Here is a 17,384-nt window from a genome sequence, read left to right on the forward strand (position 1 = left end):
GATGCAATATAGAGACAACATAATTAATCCTAAAATTCCCTTAGCCCGCCAATTAATCAGCCTGTTTACGTAAAAAGGCCGGAATATCCAAATATTCTAAGTCGCTGCCACTTTCGTGTTTATCTTCTTGTGCTGAAGAACGCAAACTTTCAGAGGTAATACTATTTGATGCTACTGGCGCACCGTTACCGGTTAAGCGAAATTCACTATGTTCATGTGTGACACGCGGTGCACGGTTAGAAACTAATGAGATATCAGGTTTACGCTCAGTACCAATACCAGTAGCAACAACAGTAACGCGCAATTCGTCAGTCATATCCATATCGATAACTGTACCGATAACCACAGTTGCATTTTCAGATGCAAAGGCTTTCACGGCATTACCGACGGTTTCAAACTCATCAATAGAGAAGCTTGGTCCAGCAGTAATATTAACCAAAATACCACGAGCACCTGACAAATCGATGTCTTCCAATAATGGACTCGCGATGGCAATTTCTGCCGCTTCTTCAGCACGATCTTCGCCGCTTGCACAACCATTACCCATCATGGCAGTACCCATTTCAGACATAACCGTTCTTACGTCGGCGAAATCCACGTTGATCAAACCTGGACGAGTGATTAACTCTGCAATACCTTGTACTGCACCACGTAAGATGTCGTTAGCTGCACTAAATGCTTGCAACAAAGGCGTGCCTTTAGGCAGTACTTTTAACAATTTTTCATTGGGAATAGTAATTAACGAATCAACATATTTTGATAATTCGGCAATACCTTGCTCTGCAAACTCTGTTCGTTTACGTCCTTCGAAGGGAAAAGGTTTAGTCACAACCGCAACGGTTAAAATACCCATTTCTTTGGCAATTTTTGCAACTTCAGGTGCCGCACCGGTACCAGTACCGCCGCCCATACCAGCCGTAATAAATACCATGTCAGCGCCTTCAAGACTTTGACGAATGGTTTCTGCGTCTTCTTCTGCCGCTTGACGCCCGATATTCGGGTTTGCACCTGCACCTAAACCTTTAGTCACCCCAGAACCAATCTGTAAAGTAACGTTGGCCGCTGAACTACGCAATACTTGGGCATCGGTATTGATGGCGATAAATTCAACACCTTCTATGGAGTGTTTCACCATATGTTCTATGGCATTTCCACCGCCACCGCCAACGCCAATGACTTTAATTATCGCTTCTTCGCTATGACTATCCATTAATTCAAACATTCTATCTCTCCGGTCTTAACATCCAAGCAGGCAACCTTGTTCCTTAGTTGCTGCAAATTATAAAGTTTAAAAATGAATCGGCTAAAACTCACCCTTAAACCAACTTTGTATTCGTTGCCAGGGTCCATCACTGGCTTTAGTTTTTGTTGCTAACTTGCTTAGCAAATGATTTTTACCGTATTGCAGCAAACCCACCGCTGTTGCAAACTTGCTATCTTCAACATATTCAGACAAACCTTTAATACCAAGAGGTACACCTACTCTGACTGGCATTTGAAATATTTCTTCAGCAAACTCTACCGCGCCTTCCATTTTTGCTGTACCACCCGTTAACACAATACCGGCGGCAATTTGCTCTTCAAAACCACTTGTGCGAATTTCATCATGCACCAATTCAAATAATTCTTGATAACGGGGCTCAATGACTTCAGCCAAAGTATGACGTGACATGGCTCTGGCCGGTCTGCCACCCACACTATGTACTTCAATGCTTTCTTCCATACTTACCATGTCTTTTAAAGCACAGGCGTAGTTAATTTTTATCTCTTCTGCATGATTAAGCGGAGTACGAAATATTTTCGCTATATCACTGGTGATCTGATTTCCCGCGACAGGGATAACTGCTGTGTGGCGTATTGCACCATCGGTGTAGATAACGATATCCATGGTACCACCACCGATATCAACAACACAGACACCTAGTTCTTTCTCATCATCAGTTAAAACGGCATAGCTCGATGCCAAGGCAGAAAATATCATGTGATCAGCGGTAAGTTCACAACGCTCAACGCATTTGACTAAATTCTTCGCCATATCATCCGCACACGTAATGATGTGCGCTTCAGCTTCCATTCTCACACCCGACATACCGATTGGATTTTTAATCCCCTCTTGCACATCAATGGTAAATTCTTGTGGCAGTACATGTAATAGCTTACGTTCAGCCGCGATCGGTACTGAGCGCGCAGCATGCACCACATTGTCAACGTCTTCTTGCGTCACTTCTTGATTGTTAATCGGCACCATGCCACTTTCATTTTGGCATTTAACGTGACGCCCAGAGATTGACATAAACACAGAAGACACACGGCAATCAGCCATAAGCTCCATTTCGTGGACCGCGCGTTTAACCGATTGAACCACTAAGTTCAAATCATTTACGCCGCCTTTATCCATACCTTTTGATGAATGACTGCCCACGCCAACAATACTAATATTATTGTCATCGAGTAATTCGCCCACCACTGCTTTAACATTGCTGGTGCCTATATCTAAGCCAACGATAAGTTTGCGTTCTACGACCTTAGACATTGTATTTTCCACTCACTTTAATTAGCTCTCTCGCTGTTTTTTATTCGATTCTGTAGTGTCAGCCTTTGCCCACCCTACAGCTAAACCCGTGTCATAACGCAAATCAACATAATCAACCGTCTTGTCTTGCGTAGAAATCAGTGGAAAAATATCCACAAATCGCTGCAAGCGGTCAATAAACTCGCTGCGTCCTAAATTCAATTTTATGCCATTTGCCAAGCGTAAATTCCAAGCAAACCGTTCACTTAAAAACAACTCACTAATTTGTAAATGCGTCACTTCCAGCAAAGACTGCATATTGCGATAGCCTTGCAAGGCCGTTTGTTCGCTGCCCCCAGGCCCAAATAAACTGGGTAAGCTTATATTTTCACGAGTAGCCACTTCTATTCCGTCAAATACTTCACCGTGCTGGTTTAACAGTAAATCGTCATTCCACCGCGCCGCAGGTACTTGCTCAACTACATAAATTTCCAAACCATTTGGCCAACGTTTGCGCACTGAAGCACGATAAACCCAAGGTAATGCTTCAATCATCTGGTGAGTTTGACTCACGTCTAACTCAAAAAAACTGCCAGGCTGAGACTGCCTTACCAACTTCTCTATGTTCGCATCATCAATAAACTGACGTTGCCCAGAAATAATAATTTTTTGCAAAGGAGCGCGTTGCTCATCATCCAACCAATTAAGTAACTTCACCAAGCCAAGCATCAAAACCAATGACAAACACAGCAGAAATGACAATCCTATAATCATTTGTGAACGCGCTTGTGGTGCTGGTAACTGAGCTTGGTTAGTCATGGCTTTAGCCGCGTTCCATCGATGTCTGCAGCACAGCCAATGATAAATCTGAAAATCGCATACCGGCCTGCTTTGCCGCCATAGGCACTAAACTCTTTTCAGTCATCCCCGGCACAGTATTCGCTTCTAGCAAATAAAAATTGCCGCCTTTATCTTGCATGAAATCTATGCGTCCCCACCCACTGCCAGACAGAGCACTAAAGGCTTTTATCGACAATGTGCCTAATTCTTGTTCTTGCTCAGCACTTAAGCCACTGGGGCAAAAATACTGTGTGCTATCCGCTTGGTATTTGGCGGTGTAATCATAAAAAACGCGAGGTGTGGACATGCGAATAGAAGGCAAAGCCTGACCATTTAACAGACTGACGGTAAATTCAGAACCTTGAATGAACTGCTCGATCAAGACGTGTTCATCATATTTAAACGCATCTTGAATGGCTGTTGCTAATTGTTGTGCACTATTTACTTTGGTCATACCTATGCTTGATCCCTCTTGCGCAGGTTTAACCATTACCTCATTCCCCAAGCGTGCCATTATAGCCTCGCAAGATCCCGCATCAAAGGAACTTTTAACAGCAATTTCATATTGAGCAGTGGGTAAACCTAAGGTTTGCCAAATCTGCTTACTTTTAATTTTATCCATGCACAAAGCGGAGCCCAAAACACCACTGCCAGTGTAAGGAATACCCAGTAATTGCAAGGCACCCTGCATCGTACCGTCTTCACCGCCACGGCCATGCAACATGATTACTACCCGAGAAAACTGCTGTATAAGCAATTCTGTGATGGCTTGTTCAGCAGGATCAAAACGATGCGCGTCTATACCTAACGACAAGAGGCTTTTTAAGACCGCGTTGCCTGACAACAAAGACACTTCACGCTCTGCGGATTTGCCACCAAACATGACTGCCACTTTGCCGTATGCTGACGGAGCAAGGGGATTAAGATTCGTCATTGCACATTCCCCTTAGCGAGTTGATCCATGTCTAATTTACTGGCTTGCAAATATTTGGCTATTTGACCAATGTTGCCAGCACCTTGGGTCATTAATATGTCTTGATCATTCAGAATTTCTGCTAATAACTTTGGTAATTCATTTACATGAGAAACATAAATCGGCTCTAACTCGCCTCGCTGGCGAATCGAACGACAAAGGGCTTTGCTGTCGGCACCGTCGATTTGACTTTCGCCAGCAGAATACACTTCTAGTAGTAGCAATACGTCTACTTGAGAGAGTATTTGCACGAAATCTTCGTACAGGTCGCGAGTACGCGTGTAACGATGGGGTTGATAGGCCATAACGATGCGCCTGTCGGGCCAGTTATTGCGCGCGACCGCAATGGTGGCAGCGACTTCGGTAGGATGATGACCGTAGTCGTCTACCAATACCACCTGCCCTTTTTGCGTTGTGAAATCACCTAATAGCTCAAAACGTCGGCCAATACCTGAGAAACTCGCCAAGGCGTCAACTATCGCCTGATCAGCCACATTTTCATCAGTGGCCACTGCAATCGCAGCCAATGCATTTAATACATTGTGTTTACCTGGAATATTTAATCGAATTTTTAGCGGCGCTAAGTCAGCACGGAGCACGGAAAATTCGCTTTGGTTAAAGCCTAGTTTGACATCGATAGCGCGTACGTCTGCATGCTCAGATAATCCGTAAGTCACATACTTACGGCCAATGCGTGGTAACAATTTAGTCACCACAGGATCATCAATACACATGACCGCTAAGCCATAAAAAGGTAAGTTGTGCAGGAAGTCGATGTAGGTGTCTTCCATTTTTTGGAAATCGCCTTGGTAGGTATCCATATGGTCGGCTTCAATATTAGTGACAACACTCACCATTGGTTGCAAGTGAATAAACGAAGCATCACTTTCATCGGCTTCAGCAATCAAATAACGACTCGCACCTAAACGTGCGTTAGTGCCTGCACTATTTAGCAGCCCACCAATCACAAAGGTGGGATCGAGCTCTGCTTGCGCAAAAATAGTCGCAATTAAACTGGTAGTAGTGGTTTTTCCATGGGTGCCCGCAATGGCAATACCGTGTCTAAACCGCATTAACTCAGCTAACATCTCAGCCCGTCGGATAACAGGGATTCGTAATTCCATCGCCGCGCTAACTTCGGCATTACTAGGATCAATCGCACTTGATACTACAACCACGTTCGCCAGTTCAATATTGCTGGCTTGATGACCAATAAATATGCGCGCACCTAAATTTTGTAAGCGTGAAGTCATGCCGTTTTCTTGACGATCAGAGCCAGACACTTGGTAACCTTCATTCAGTAAGACTTCGGCAATCCCGCCCATACCGGCACCACCAATACCCACAAAGTGGATATGCTTAATGCGTCGCATTTCTGGTACATGATAATTCATTACACAGGGTTTAGTCATGACAGCGCCCCGCTAGTTGTTCACAAATTGTAGCAACGTGTTGTGCGGCATCTAAACATGCCAGTGTTTTTGCTTTTTGGCTCATTAAAATCAATTTTTCTGGTTGTGATAAACAGTGAGTAATCAGATTCTGCAGTGCATCCACTGTGAAACCCGATTGCGGTAATAGATAAGCAGCACCAGCATCAGCGAGCACCTGGGCATTTTTAGTTTGATGATCATCCACCGCATGCGGCAGGGGCACAAATATTGCGCATACACCTGCTGCTGCAACTTCTGCCACGGTCAATGCACCGGCTCGGCAAATCACTAAATCTGCCCATGCGTACGCGGCTGGAATGTCATCGATAAATTCAGAAAGTTGCCAATTGTCTTGCCCATTCAAAGATTGCTGATAAACACGGGTTACCTCATCCAAGTGGCCTTTACCCGTTTGATGGCGCACGTTTACACATGCATTTGCTACAAGAGCAAGAGGCACGACCTGATTGAGAATTTGCGCGCCTAAACTACCGCCAACAACTAAGATGTTAAGCGGCAACGTGACTTCGGACTTCACAGGGATGGTGGCAAAGGCAGCACGCACCGGGTTGCCGACCCACTGGTATTTTTCATCGTTTGTATTATTACTAGCTTGCTGAGCTTCAAAGGTATTAGCAAAACCGGTTAACACTTTCTTGGCTAAACGCGCCAGAATACGGTTTGTCATACCGGGGGCTGCATTTTGCTCGTGCACAACTAAGGGTTTATTCGCTAACCACGCAGCAATACCTCCTGGACCACTGGCAAAGCCGCCCAAGCCCAAGACCACATCAGGCTCAAAAGACTTGATAATCTTTTTGGCTTGTAGAACTGATTTAATAATTTTAAAAGGCGCAGCAATTAAGCGCAGTAAGCCGTTATTTCTAACCCCTACGACGTCAATAAAACTAATTGGAAAACCCGCCTGAGGCACTAGCTGTGCTTCCATTCTTTCGCTCGTACCCAACCAATGAATCTGCCAGTTTTTATCAGCAAGAAGCTGAGCAACTGATAAGCCGGGAAATACATGTCCGCCAGTACCGCCAGCCATTACTAACAAACGCTTAGTCATGTAAGCCTCCGTCAGTGTATTTTTTGCTCTTTGGTTTTTTTAAGCTTTCAAGTACTTGGCTCAAACGATTTTTACCGGCGGCTTGAGGATCATCTTGTTGCTGTAATGGCTTACGATTTCCTTTACTACCAGACCCCTTATTCATGGCTTGTATGCCATCAACACGAAGTTCAAAATCAATGCGCACTAAAATACCCACTGCAATTGCCATGATAATTAAACTAGAACCACCATAACTGAGTAGAGGAAAGGTCAAGCCTTTGGTGGGTAAAATACCGGCACTTGCGCCCACATTTACAGCGGTTTGCAAACTAAACCATATGCCGATGGAATAGGCTAAATAGGCATCAAAAGGTCGCTCTTTACGCAAGGCTAAATTTCCCATACGCATGGCCTTCATCACGATGACAAACATCAAAACGAGCACCGTGAGCACACCGGCAAAACCAAACTCTTCCGCCAATATGGCCATGATGAAGTCGGTATGTGCTTCAGGAAGATACTCCAGTTTTTGTAAGCTATTACCTAAGCCTTGACCAAATAAATCGCCTCGACCATAAGCCATCAGTGACTGCGTTAATTGATAGCCGCTGCCAAATGGATCAGCCCACGGGTCCAAAAACGAAGTAACACGGATCATACGGTAGGGCTCTATGATGATCAGCGCGACAATAACTAAAATGCCTGTAATGGCTAAACCAAAAAATTGCCATAGTTTAGCACCGACTAAAAATAACAGGCCAACAGTGGTAAATAACATCACTACCACAGTCCCTAAATCTGGCTGCATTAATAGTAAAAACGCCAAGGCGCCAAAAACGATAAGCGGTTTGATAAACCCTTTTAAGTTTTCAGTCACTTCTTCGAATCGCCTAACTAAGTATCCGGCTAGGTAGCAAAAGAAAAACAACTTAGCCGGCTCAGCAGCTTGAATGGTAATAGGACCGATAACCAACCACCGGGTACTGCCGTTAACGCTGCGACCTATGATCAAAACCGCAATCAAGAGGCCGATAGCTAAAAGCAGCAACCAGGGGTTACTCACCCGCCACCAGCGCATGGGTATTTGGATAACTAACAAGGCGGTGATAATAGCCAATGAAATGTAGATACCATGGCGAATTGCAAAATAAAAAGGATTGTCATAAAGCCTATCAGCCACCGGCATAGATGCTGAGGTGACGATGATAAAACCAATCGATAGTATGGCTAAAGCAACCAGTAAAAGCACCGCATCATAAGCTTTAGGCGATTCAGCGCTTTTTGAAGGTGCCGCACTATCGTGTTTTTTCACAAATAGATGACGCAGGGTATCCATCTTTGACTGCACTAAGGTTGTCATACCGTGCACTCCTGCATCACAACTTGCTGGACCGCTTGAGCGAAACAATCTCCACGGTGTTGGTAATTGTTGAACATATCAAGGCTTGCACAGGCAGGAGACAACAAAACGATGTCGTTTTTCTGTGCATGCTGGGCAGCAACGCTTACCGCTTCTTCTAAACTCGTCACTTGACAACTACCCGCTTTCAACGCGGCGATGTGTCCGCCGTCTTGACCCAGAGTAATCAGAAAGTCTATTTTTTCATTTAATAATAGCCCAAGAGGACTAAAATCAGCGCCCTTACCTTGGCCACCAGCAATAAGAATTATTTTACCCGCACAGGTACTGGCCAAGCCTTCAATAGCCGCAAGTGTTGCGCCTACATTGGTGGCTTTAGAATCATTGATCCAGCGCACGTGATCATGTATCGCTACGGTTTGACAGCGATGCGGCAAACCGGCAAAACACTTTGCCCCTTGTTTTATGCCATCCATAGTGGCACCAGCAAGCAAGGATAAGGCGCTAGCGGCTTGAATATTCAGCATATTGTGCGCACCCACTAACAAACATTCGGCACTGCTTAACCAGTGCTGACCTTGATAAAGAATACTGCTGGTGTCGTTATCCCAACTGAAATCATGTTCACTGGCCGAAAGGCCGAAGGTGATATTCACTGCTCTGTTACTAGGTTGAGTAGCCGATTCATCGCGGCTGGCCACGACAAATTCGGCATTATCATAAATACGGTGTTTGATGTTCTTATAATTTTCTACGCTACCGTGACGATCAAGGTGATCATCACAAATATTCAGCACCGTCGCCGATACCGCTTTTAAAGAGCTCGTTGTTTCGAGTTGAAAACTTGATAGTTCCAATACCACGATGTCTGCCGGTGTATTGAGCAGCGCGAGTGCAGGTACACCGATGTTACCGCCCATTAACACCTGTAAACCTGATGCTTTACACATCTCGACCACTAAGTGAGTCACGGTGGATTTGCCATTTGAGCCAGTAATCGCAATCAGCGGTAAAGTATTAAAACGTGCAAATAATTCAATATCGCCGACAACATTAACGCCTAGGGCAATAGCATGTTGTATCGCTGGTGTTTGCAGGCTTACGCCAGGACTTAAGACAATCAAGTCGGCTTGGCTTAATATTTCAGCATCAAATTCACCAAGATGGACTGGAATATCTAAGGCATGTTGCACAGCGCTTCGACTATCCATGGCTGTTACCTTGGCCCCTTGAGCCAATAAAAACTGCACGCAGGACAAGCCGGTCAGGCCCAGTCCTACTACCACAATGTTTTTATTTGCCAAGTTGATGCTTGCCATGTCGAGTATCAATTCCTGTTATCTGAGTTTTAAGGTCGCTAAACCAATTAATACTAAAATTAACGATATGATCCAAAAGCGCACAATTACCCGCGGTTCTGGCCAGCCTTTTAGTTCGTAATGATGATGAATGGGTGCCATTCGGAAGATGCGTTGCCCGCGTAATTTAAAGGAGCCCACTTGCAATATCACTGACAGCGTTTCTGCAACAAACACCCCCCCCATAATGATCAATACGATTTCTTGGCGCACGAGTACCGCCAAAATGCCTAAGGTACCGCCCAGCGCTAAAGAGCCAACATCACCCATAAAGACTTGAGCTGGATAGGTGTTAAACCACAAAAAACCCAACCCTGCGCCCACAATGGCTGTGCACACAATAACCAACTCACTGGTAAGCGGAATGTGGGGAATATTTAAGTAAGCTGAAAAATTAACGTTACCGGTGGTGTAAGCAAAAATAGCAAAGGCGCCAGCAACTAATATGGTCGGCACTATCGCTAAACCGTCTAAACCATCTGTTAAATTAACGGCATTACTGGTACCGACAATGACAAAGTAAGTAGACACCAAGAAGAACAAACCCATTTGAGGCATTACTTCTTTGAAAAACGGCACAAGCAGAGCGGTTTCAGCGGGATTTTGCTGACTAGCATATAAATAAAACGCCACCGCAATTGCTATCACCGACTGCCAAAAATACTTCCAACGGGCAATTAGGCCCTTGGGATCTTTGCGAATGACTTTACGATAGTCATCAATAAATCCAATGATGCCATAGGTGGTTACAACAAAGAGTGTCACCCACACGTAGCGGTTTGATAGGTCGGCCCACAGCAATACACTCGTAATGATAGCCGCCAAAATTAATAAGCCTCCCATAGTAGGGGTGCCCGATTTAACCAAATGGGTTTGAGGACCATCAGTTCTGACAGTTTGGCCGATTTGCAAGTGCTGCAACCAGCGGATCATCTTTGGCCCAATAATCAAGGCAATCAATAACGCGGTTAACGTACTCAAAATGGCCCGCAGGGTTAGATAAGTAAATACATTAAATCCAGCATCAAACTGCTTTAGCCATTCGGCTAGCCAAATTAACATGCCATCAACTCCCTAACCCTTTCAAACTTTCCCAAGCCAGAATCCTCCAATGCCTTAACTACTCTTTCCATTTTTGCACTGCGAGAGCCTTTCACCAAAATAGTGATGTCGCGTTTTTCAGTGCCTAGCTGCTGTAATACAAACTCAGTTAATTGACTTATTTCACTAAAATGTTTACCGCTGTCATTAAATACCGCGCTGGCGCTTTGGCTTAATACACCAAGAGTGAATAACTCATCAATGCCTTTTTGCTGGGCGTATTCGCCCACTTGCTCATGGTAATAGCGGGCCTTTTCACCCAATTCAGCCATATCACCTAAGATCAGAATTCTGCGTCCTGCAAAACTCGCAAGTAAGTCGATTGCGGCGTTAACCGAGCCTACGTTAGCGTTGTAGGTATCATCGAGTACCTTAACTTGGTTACTCAATTGTTTGACATGCAAACGACCAGCAACATGGGGCATATTGCGCAAGCCCTCGGCAACATCATTAAGACTCGCCCCTACACCTAAGGCTAAGGCAGACGCCACCAAGGCATTATTAACGTTATGCATACCTGGTAAAGAAAGAGATACATTAACCCGACCTTGAGGCGTAACCATGTCAAATTGAGCACAGCCATCAAGACCCAAGACCGTATCTTGCGCATAGAACTCCACCTGCTTCTCACTAGAGAAACATTGGACATTATTCAAGCGTAATTTCCCTTTCCAAAAATCATAAAACTGGCTGTCAGCATTTAATATTGCAACGCCGTGTTCTGATAAGCCGTTAAAAATTTCACTTTTTGCTCTCGCTACGCCCAATAAACTGCCAAAACCTTCTAAATGGGCGGCGGCGGCATTGACGATAGTGGCGACATCAGGTTTAACAAGTTCGGTGGTGTAGGCAATTTCACCTAGGTGATTAGCACCCATTTCAATCACTGCAAATTCGTGATCAGCCTCAAGGCGCAACAAGGTTAAGGGCACGCCGATATCGTTATTAAAATTGCCTTTGGTAGCCAATACTTTGCCACGGCGAGATAAAATAGCCGCAACCATTTCTTTAACCGTGGTTTTACCACTACTACCGGTGATACCCACCGTTAGGGGAGATAGCTGATGTTTGACTGCGCCTGCAAGATGTCCCAAGGCCAATTTTGTGTCGCCTACCACGATCTGAGCAATATCAACATCTACTGGATGACTGACAATAGCCGCGATAGCGCCCAAATCATGGGCTTGTTTAACAAAGTGATGCCCATCAAAATTAGGCCCCTGTAAGGCAATAAATAAGGCACCCTTTTCAATATTACGGGTATCGGTGCTGACGCTTTCAATCACGATAGATTGCGTTTTTGCATCAACTAGCTGCCCTCGAATATGCTCAGCCACCCATGAAAGTGAAACTGGGATCATGATGTTTTCCCCTGTTGAAACTGTTTTACAAACGCTCGTTCGTCGTAAGCTTGGCTCTGGTGGCCAATGATTTGATAATCCTCATGTCCTTTACCCGCGACTAAAATAAAGTCGTGCTCCGTGCATTGCTGTGCTGCTATTTCAATCGCTTTTGTACGGCTGTGCTCCACTAAAATTGTCTGAGGGTCACGGCAGCCTTGTAGAATATCTTCAACTATTTTTTTTGGCTCTTCACTGCGCACATTGTCATCGGTAATGACAACACGGTCTGCTAAGCGTTCAGCAATCGCGCCCATTAGTGGACGTTTGCCTGTATCTCGGTCGCCCCCACAGCCAAAAACGCACCACAATTGACCTTGGCAATGTTGGCGCACTGCTAACAACGACTTTTCTAAGGCATCGGGGGTATGGGCATAATCCACTACAATGGTGGCTCTACCTGGATGACTAAACAGCTCCATTCGACCCGCCACCGGCTGCAGCTTTTGTGCAATATAAGCAATATTTTTTAGGTTTTTACCCAAACACAACTGCGCAGTAATGGCAGCAAGCGCATTACTGATATTAAATTCACCCACCAAATTTAAACGCAACTCACAATTGCCCCATGATGATTCCAAGCTGAAGCGCACACCAAAAGCAGTAAATTGAATGTTGTTGGCTAGGCAGTATTGATAGTCTTTGGATACGCTGTCTTTTGCCATATTTAAGCCATACACAACAACCTGAGTATTTTTTGCACTCGTGGCTAACCAATTAAGATGCTCAGGATCATTCCCATTGAGTACTGCATACTTCAGACTTGGCTGCGCCAGCAACAGACGTTTGGCTTTTGCGTAATCGTCCATGGTGTGGTGATAGTCGAGGTGGTCTCGGCTTAAATTAGTAAATACGGCGACATCTGTTTTCAGCGCAGCTAAACGCTTTTGTACTAGGGCATGGGAAGACGCTTCCAAGGCAACTTGGGATGCACCTTCACCCACAAATTCGGCTAATAAACGCTGAATACTAATGGCGTCAGGGGTAGTATTCACGGTGCTATGCAACTGGCTCAATTGGTGGTAAATACCGGATCCCAAGGTGCCGATGGAGGCACTACGCTCGCCCAATAAGTAAGCAAGTTGATTGCATAATTGCACCACAGAGGTTTTACCGTTGGTCCCCGTTACCGCCACCACAGATAAAGAATTAGCAGGATGCTGATAAAAATAAGCGGCTAGTTTTGATAATTTTTCAGCTAATTCAAAAAAGCATATAATCAGCGAGTTGTCTCGCATCGTCACTTGGCCATGTAACTCAGCGCTGTCGCACTGAGCAATAATAACCTTGGCCCCTAAACTCACTGCCTGAGGAATAAAATCACGTCCGTCTCGGCTATGACCTTTAACTGCTATAAACGCTTTATGAATAGCAACATCACGACTGTCTAAGACCAGTTCGGTGATCATAATATCTGGGGCGCTAATTCCAAAATTAGCCAGTAGGCTTTGAATACTTTGCGCAAAAGGCTCAGCAAATTGACTTTCAATACTTAACATATCAACCCGCATTATGACCTCCCGCTACGGCCGCCAAAGACGATACATCTTTGTTATCAGGTGCCACGTTTAACATTTGTAAGCTGCCCGCCATCACTTTGGCAAAAACAGGCGCAGCGGTATCTCCGGCGTAGTACAAGTCGCCTTTTGGCTCGTTAATCAATATAACTACCGCTAACTGCGGATTTGATACAGGGGCCACGCCAGCAAAAATATTGACGTATTCTTCGCCGTAACCATTGGCGATGGCCTTGCGGCTGGTGCCGGTTTTGCCTGCAACCCGATAGCCAGGCACGGCAGCTTTACGGGCCGAGCCCCCCTCTTGTAACACGCTTTCCATCATGTGCAATACATCTTGAGCGGCTTGTTCGCTGATCACCCGCTCTGTCTCTGGGGGCTGATCACTTTTCACAATACTCAGAGGACGTTTAATACCGCCATCACCAAGGATGCTATACATGCGAGCAAGCTGGAGGGCCGTGACGGATATCCCGTAGCCAAAAGATAAAGTAGCGATATCAAAATCTGACCAACGTGGGCGTTCGTTAAAAATACCATTGGTTTCACCCAGCAAATTGGCGCCGCTATCACTCATTAAACCAACGTTGTAAAACATGTCGATTAAATATTCCTTGGGCACCGACAGAGCCAATTTTGACGTGCCCATATTGCTTGAATGCCGAATAATGTCGGTTAAATCAAGTTCGCCATAATTGCGTGCATCACGCACAATTTTACCACCTAGATGCATCCAGCCGGGCGAGGTATTAATTTTCGATTTTGGTGTGGCTGAACCAAACTCTAGAGCACTTAATACAGCCAGTGGTTTAACTGACGAACCGGGTTCATAAGCGTCGGTTACAGCACGATTACGAATACGATGAGCCGACACACCTTGACGATTATTAGGATTGTATGAAGGGCTATTCACCAGAGCCAGAATTTCGCCGGTACGCACATCAGTCACCACGGCCGACGCTGATGTGGCTTTGTAAAAGCCCACCGCCCACTTTAACTCTTTGTACGCGAGGGCTTGAATACGCTGGTCGATAGTTAATTGAATATTGTGGGCTTGCTTACCCTCTTCAGTAGCTAAAATTTCAACTTGACGGCCTTTGCCATCACGACGAATTTGGCGACTACCCGGCGTGCCTGTCAGCCAATCGTTGTAAAGCTTTTCAATGCCTTCAATACCTTGGTCATCTACGTTAGTAAAACCAATCACATGGGCCGATACTTCGCCAGTTGGGTAATAGCGACGAGATTCGTCGCGCAAATAAATACCATCTAAATCCAGTTGCTCAACATACTCAGCCATAGCTGGCGACACTTGACGCTGCAAATAAACAAAGCGCTTAGTCGGATCGTCGACTTTCGCAATCAAGGTATCAACGTCTTGGCCCAACACTTCAGCAAATGCCAACCAACGGCGTTTATCACTAAAGCCACTGCCTTGCGCAATTTTTTTCGGGTCCGCCCAAATGGCTCTTACAGGCACACTGACCGCTAGTTGCTGACCATTTCTGTCGGTAATCAACCCCCGATGCACCGGATCGTTGCGTGTACGTAAGGTGCGGTTATCACCACGTTGGATCAGTTGATCAGGTGAAACCACTTGAATGTAAGCCGCGCGCACACCTAGGCCAATGAATACCAGTAAAATAACACTCAACACTAACAAAAAGCGCCAGTGCAACAATGTTGGTGCACCAATGGCTTTTGCTTGGCCTGAACGTGATGAGTTTACTGAGCGTTTCATTTTATACGCACCACCACTTCTTCTGTAGGTTCAGGGCGGTGCATATCTAATTTTTTTTCTACTAAAGACTCAATGCGATTATGCTCAGTTAACGCGCTTTGCTCTAAGACCAAATGACGCCACTCAACATCAAGGTGATCTTGCTGCTGCATGAGTTTTTCTAGGGCAATGGCCATCTGTCTATTGTGGTGAGCACTGAGAATTACAGCGATAGCACTGATCAATACCGCTATAAACAATAAAACCCGCAAAGGATGGCGGGCTAAGTCAGCGAAGATAAAACTGAATAAATTAAAGTTGGTATTCGCGTTTGTCATAATTTTTCTGCCACCCTCAGCACTGCACTGCGGGAGCGAACATTTTGCTTTAACTCGCTCTGGCTGGGCATTATTGCCTTTCCGATAGCTTTGAGTGCTTTGGCTGCATCGATTTCCGATTGAAGAATCGGCATGCCGTGGGGCACATCAAGACCTTTGCTTTGCTCACGAACAAACCGTTTAACAATACGGTCTTCCAAAGAATGAAAACTAATTACCGCTAAACGACCACCTGGGCTAAGGGTGTGTAAAGCAGCCTTTAGGGCACTACGAATTTCATCTAACTCGCTGTTGATATACATGCGAATCGCTTGAAAACTGCGAGTAGCGGGGTGTTTAAACTTATCCTTAACAGGCACTGCTTCATCGATTATTTTAGCTAACTGGGTGGTGGTAACGATAGGAGCTAGGGCTCGAGCGTTAACGATGCCGTGAGCAATACGTTTACCAAATTTTTCTTCACCCAGTTCTTTTATTACTTGCGTGATGTCTTGCTCATCAGCTTTTGCAAGCCACTGCGCGGCACTTATCCCTTTACTGGTATCCATGCGCATATCTAAGGGTCCCTCACGCATAAAGCTAAAGCCACGTTCAGCATCATCCAGCTGCGGTGATGACACCCCTAAATCCAATAGAATTCCATCTATTTTTCCGACTAAACGTAATTGCTCAGCCACCTCAGATAACTGCGAAAAAGTCACATGATGAATAGAAAAGCGAGGGTCATCGGCGAAACGTTCTGCTGAGGCAATCGCTTGAGGGTCTCTGTCTAGGGCAATTAACCGGCCTTTTGCTGAGAGTGCATTGAGTATGTGTTGACTGTGGCCACCACGACCGAATGTACCATCCAGATAAATCCCATCAGGATTGATAGCCAAGGCGTCGATAGATTCTTGTAATAAAACAGAATGATGAATAAAAGAGCTAGTCATTAGAGCGCAAAGTCCTGTAAACGTTCGGTTAATTCAAAATCAGCTTGTTGTTCTGTTTCCACATCCAAGCTAATTTGCTGTTGCCAAACTTCAGCGTCCCACAACTCAAATTTATTAAATTGGCCAACTAACATGATTTGCTTATCTAATTTTGCATGTTGGCGCAATGGCGCACTCAGTAAAAAGCGGCCGTTTTTATCCATTTCACCTTCCATTGCATAGCCCAACAACAAACGCTGTAAGCGACGCTCATGAGGATTCATACTGGATAAACGAGATAGTTTTAATTCAATTTCTTCCCATTCGGGAAGTGGATAAAGCAGCAAGCAGGGTTGTTGTGTGTCAATCGTGCAAACCAGTTGTCCCTGACAATCGTCCAGCAAAGACTGACGATACCGAGTGGGTATCGTAACGCGTCCCTTTAAATCTAGACTGATTGCATTAGCGCCGCGGAACATGCCCCTAACCTTTTTTAATTTTTATCTGTCGAATTGAACTGATTGCGCGCTAAATCGACCTCTTTGATCCACTTTACGCCACTTTTACCCACGATGCACAGTTTAGGTACCACAACCATCGCATGTCAAGGACTAAAAACAGTAAATTGAAAGCGGTGCAAGCCACTAAAAATAAGGCTTTGCCGAAGTGTATGATATCGCTAGAAAAACACTAAAGGTGACGCAAAAGGGGTACAGCGGAATATCACATAAAAGATAGGCATTCAGGTCATAGTTAGCCGTATTACCGAACACTCAAGCGGCGGACTTAAAAGCATAATACTCAGGAGTTAAAAAAAGGTAAATTTAGTGGGATATTATGTATTTAAGTAATATTATACTATTAATA

General features: G+C 45.0%; 15 protein-coding genes. All 15 read right to left on the bottom strand.

Translation table 11 applies throughout. The features are described from left to right. Window positions 1-52 precede the first annotated feature (52 nt). A complete protein-coding gene (ftsZ, locus tag NWQ57_RS04475) occupies window positions 53-1,222 on the bottom strand; it encodes a cell division protein FtsZ (RefSeq protein ID WP_306020915.1) in 1,170 nt (389 codons plus the stop codon). 81 nt (window positions 1,223-1,303) lie between these two features. After that, window positions 1,304-2,533 carry a cell division protein FtsA gene (gene ftsA, locus NWQ57_RS04480; RefSeq protein ID WP_306020916.1) on the bottom strand — a complete coding sequence of 410 codons (1,230 nt, stop codon included), beginning with the start codon at window positions 2,531-2,533 and terminating at the stop codon, window positions 1,304-1,306. Between the two features lie 21 nt (window positions 2,534-2,554). Beyond that, entirely contained in the window at window positions 2,555-3,331 is a 777-nt protein-coding gene (locus tag NWQ57_RS04485) for a cell division protein FtsQ/DivIB (RefSeq protein ID WP_306020917.1), read from the bottom strand. A gap of 4 nt (window positions 3,332-3,335) precedes the next feature. After that, window positions 3,336-4,286: a D-alanine--D-alanine ligase gene (locus tag NWQ57_RS04490; protein ID WP_306020918.1), complete on the bottom strand. Its 951-nt coding sequence runs from the start codon at window positions 4,284-4,286 to the stop codon at window positions 3,336-3,338. Further along, window positions 4,283-5,737 (bottom strand): UDP-N-acetylmuramate--L-alanine ligase, encoded by a 1,455-nt coding sequence (gene murC, locus NWQ57_RS04495; RefSeq protein ID WP_306020919.1) that lies wholly within the window; start codon window positions 5,735-5,737, stop codon window positions 4,283-4,285. Before murC ends, NWQ57_RS04490 begins: the two co-directional genes overlap by 4 nt. Beyond that, complete coding sequence (gene murG / locus NWQ57_RS04500; RefSeq protein WP_306020920.1) at window positions 5,730-6,830, bottom strand: undecaprenyldiphospho-muramoylpentapeptide beta-N-acetylglucosaminyltransferase; 1,101 nt, start codon at window positions 6,828-6,830, stop codon at window positions 5,730-5,732. The genes murC and murG overlap by 8 nt, the downstream gene beginning before the upstream one ends. Then, complete coding sequence (ftsW, locus tag NWQ57_RS04505; protein WP_306020921.1) at window positions 6,823-8,172, bottom strand: cell division protein FtsW; 1,350 nt, start codon at window positions 8,170-8,172, stop codon at window positions 6,823-6,825. The genes murG and ftsW overlap by 8 nt, the downstream gene beginning before the upstream one ends. After that, window positions 8,169-9,491 (bottom strand): UDP-N-acetylmuramoyl-L-alanine--D-glutamate ligase, encoded by a 1,323-nt coding sequence (gene murD / locus NWQ57_RS04510; protein WP_306020922.1) that lies wholly within the window; start codon window positions 9,489-9,491, stop codon window positions 8,169-8,171. The genes ftsW and murD overlap by 4 nt, the downstream gene beginning before the upstream one ends. 18 nt (window positions 9,492-9,509) lie before the next feature. Beyond that, window positions 9,510-10,592 carry a phospho-N-acetylmuramoyl-pentapeptide-transferase gene (gene mraY, locus NWQ57_RS04515; RefSeq protein ID WP_306020923.1) on the bottom strand — a complete coding sequence of 361 codons (1,083 nt, stop codon included), beginning with the start codon at window positions 10,590-10,592 and terminating at the stop codon, window positions 9,510-9,512. After that, entirely contained in the window at window positions 10,586-11,992 is a 1,407-nt protein-coding gene (murF, locus tag NWQ57_RS04520; protein ID WP_306020924.1) for a UDP-N-acetylmuramoyl-tripeptide--D-alanyl-D-alanine ligase, read from the bottom strand. Before murF ends, mraY begins: the two co-directional genes overlap by 7 nt. Beyond that, window positions 11,989-13,542, bottom strand: coding sequence for a UDP-N-acetylmuramoyl-L-alanyl-D-glutamate--2,6-diaminopimelate ligase (gene murE / locus NWQ57_RS04525; RefSeq protein ID WP_306020925.1), 1,554 nt, complete (start codon window positions 13,540-13,542; stop codon window positions 11,989-11,991). The genes murF and murE overlap by 4 nt, the downstream gene beginning before the upstream one ends. Beyond that, complete coding sequence (locus tag NWQ57_RS04530; protein WP_306020926.1) at window positions 13,532-15,289, bottom strand: penicillin-binding transpeptidase domain-containing protein; 1,758 nt, start codon at window positions 15,287-15,289, stop codon at window positions 13,532-13,534. Before NWQ57_RS04530 ends, murE begins: the two co-directional genes overlap by 11 nt. After that, complete coding sequence (gene ftsL / locus NWQ57_RS04535; protein WP_306020927.1) at window positions 15,286-15,606, bottom strand: cell division protein FtsL; 321 nt, start codon at window positions 15,604-15,606, stop codon at window positions 15,286-15,288. The genes NWQ57_RS04530 and ftsL overlap by 4 nt, the downstream gene beginning before the upstream one ends. Further along, on the bottom strand, window positions 15,603-16,538 hold the full coding sequence (gene rsmH / locus NWQ57_RS04540) for a 16S rRNA (cytosine(1402)-N(4))-methyltransferase RsmH (protein WP_306020928.1): 936 nt from the start codon (window positions 16,536-16,538) through the stop codon (window positions 15,603-15,605). The genes ftsL and rsmH overlap by 4 nt, the downstream gene beginning before the upstream one ends. Further along, on the bottom strand, window positions 16,538-16,996 hold the full coding sequence (mraZ, locus tag NWQ57_RS04545) for a division/cell wall cluster transcriptional repressor MraZ (RefSeq protein ID WP_306020929.1): 459 nt from the start codon (window positions 16,994-16,996) through the stop codon (window positions 16,538-16,540). The genes rsmH and mraZ overlap by 1 nt, the downstream gene beginning before the upstream one ends. Between the last annotated feature and the right edge of the window lie 388 nt (window positions 16,997-17,384).

It is taken from the genome of Paraglaciecola sp. (genome assembly GCF_030730205.1).
GTDB lineage: Bacteria > Pseudomonadota > Gammaproteobacteria > Enterobacterales > Alteromonadaceae > Paraglaciecola.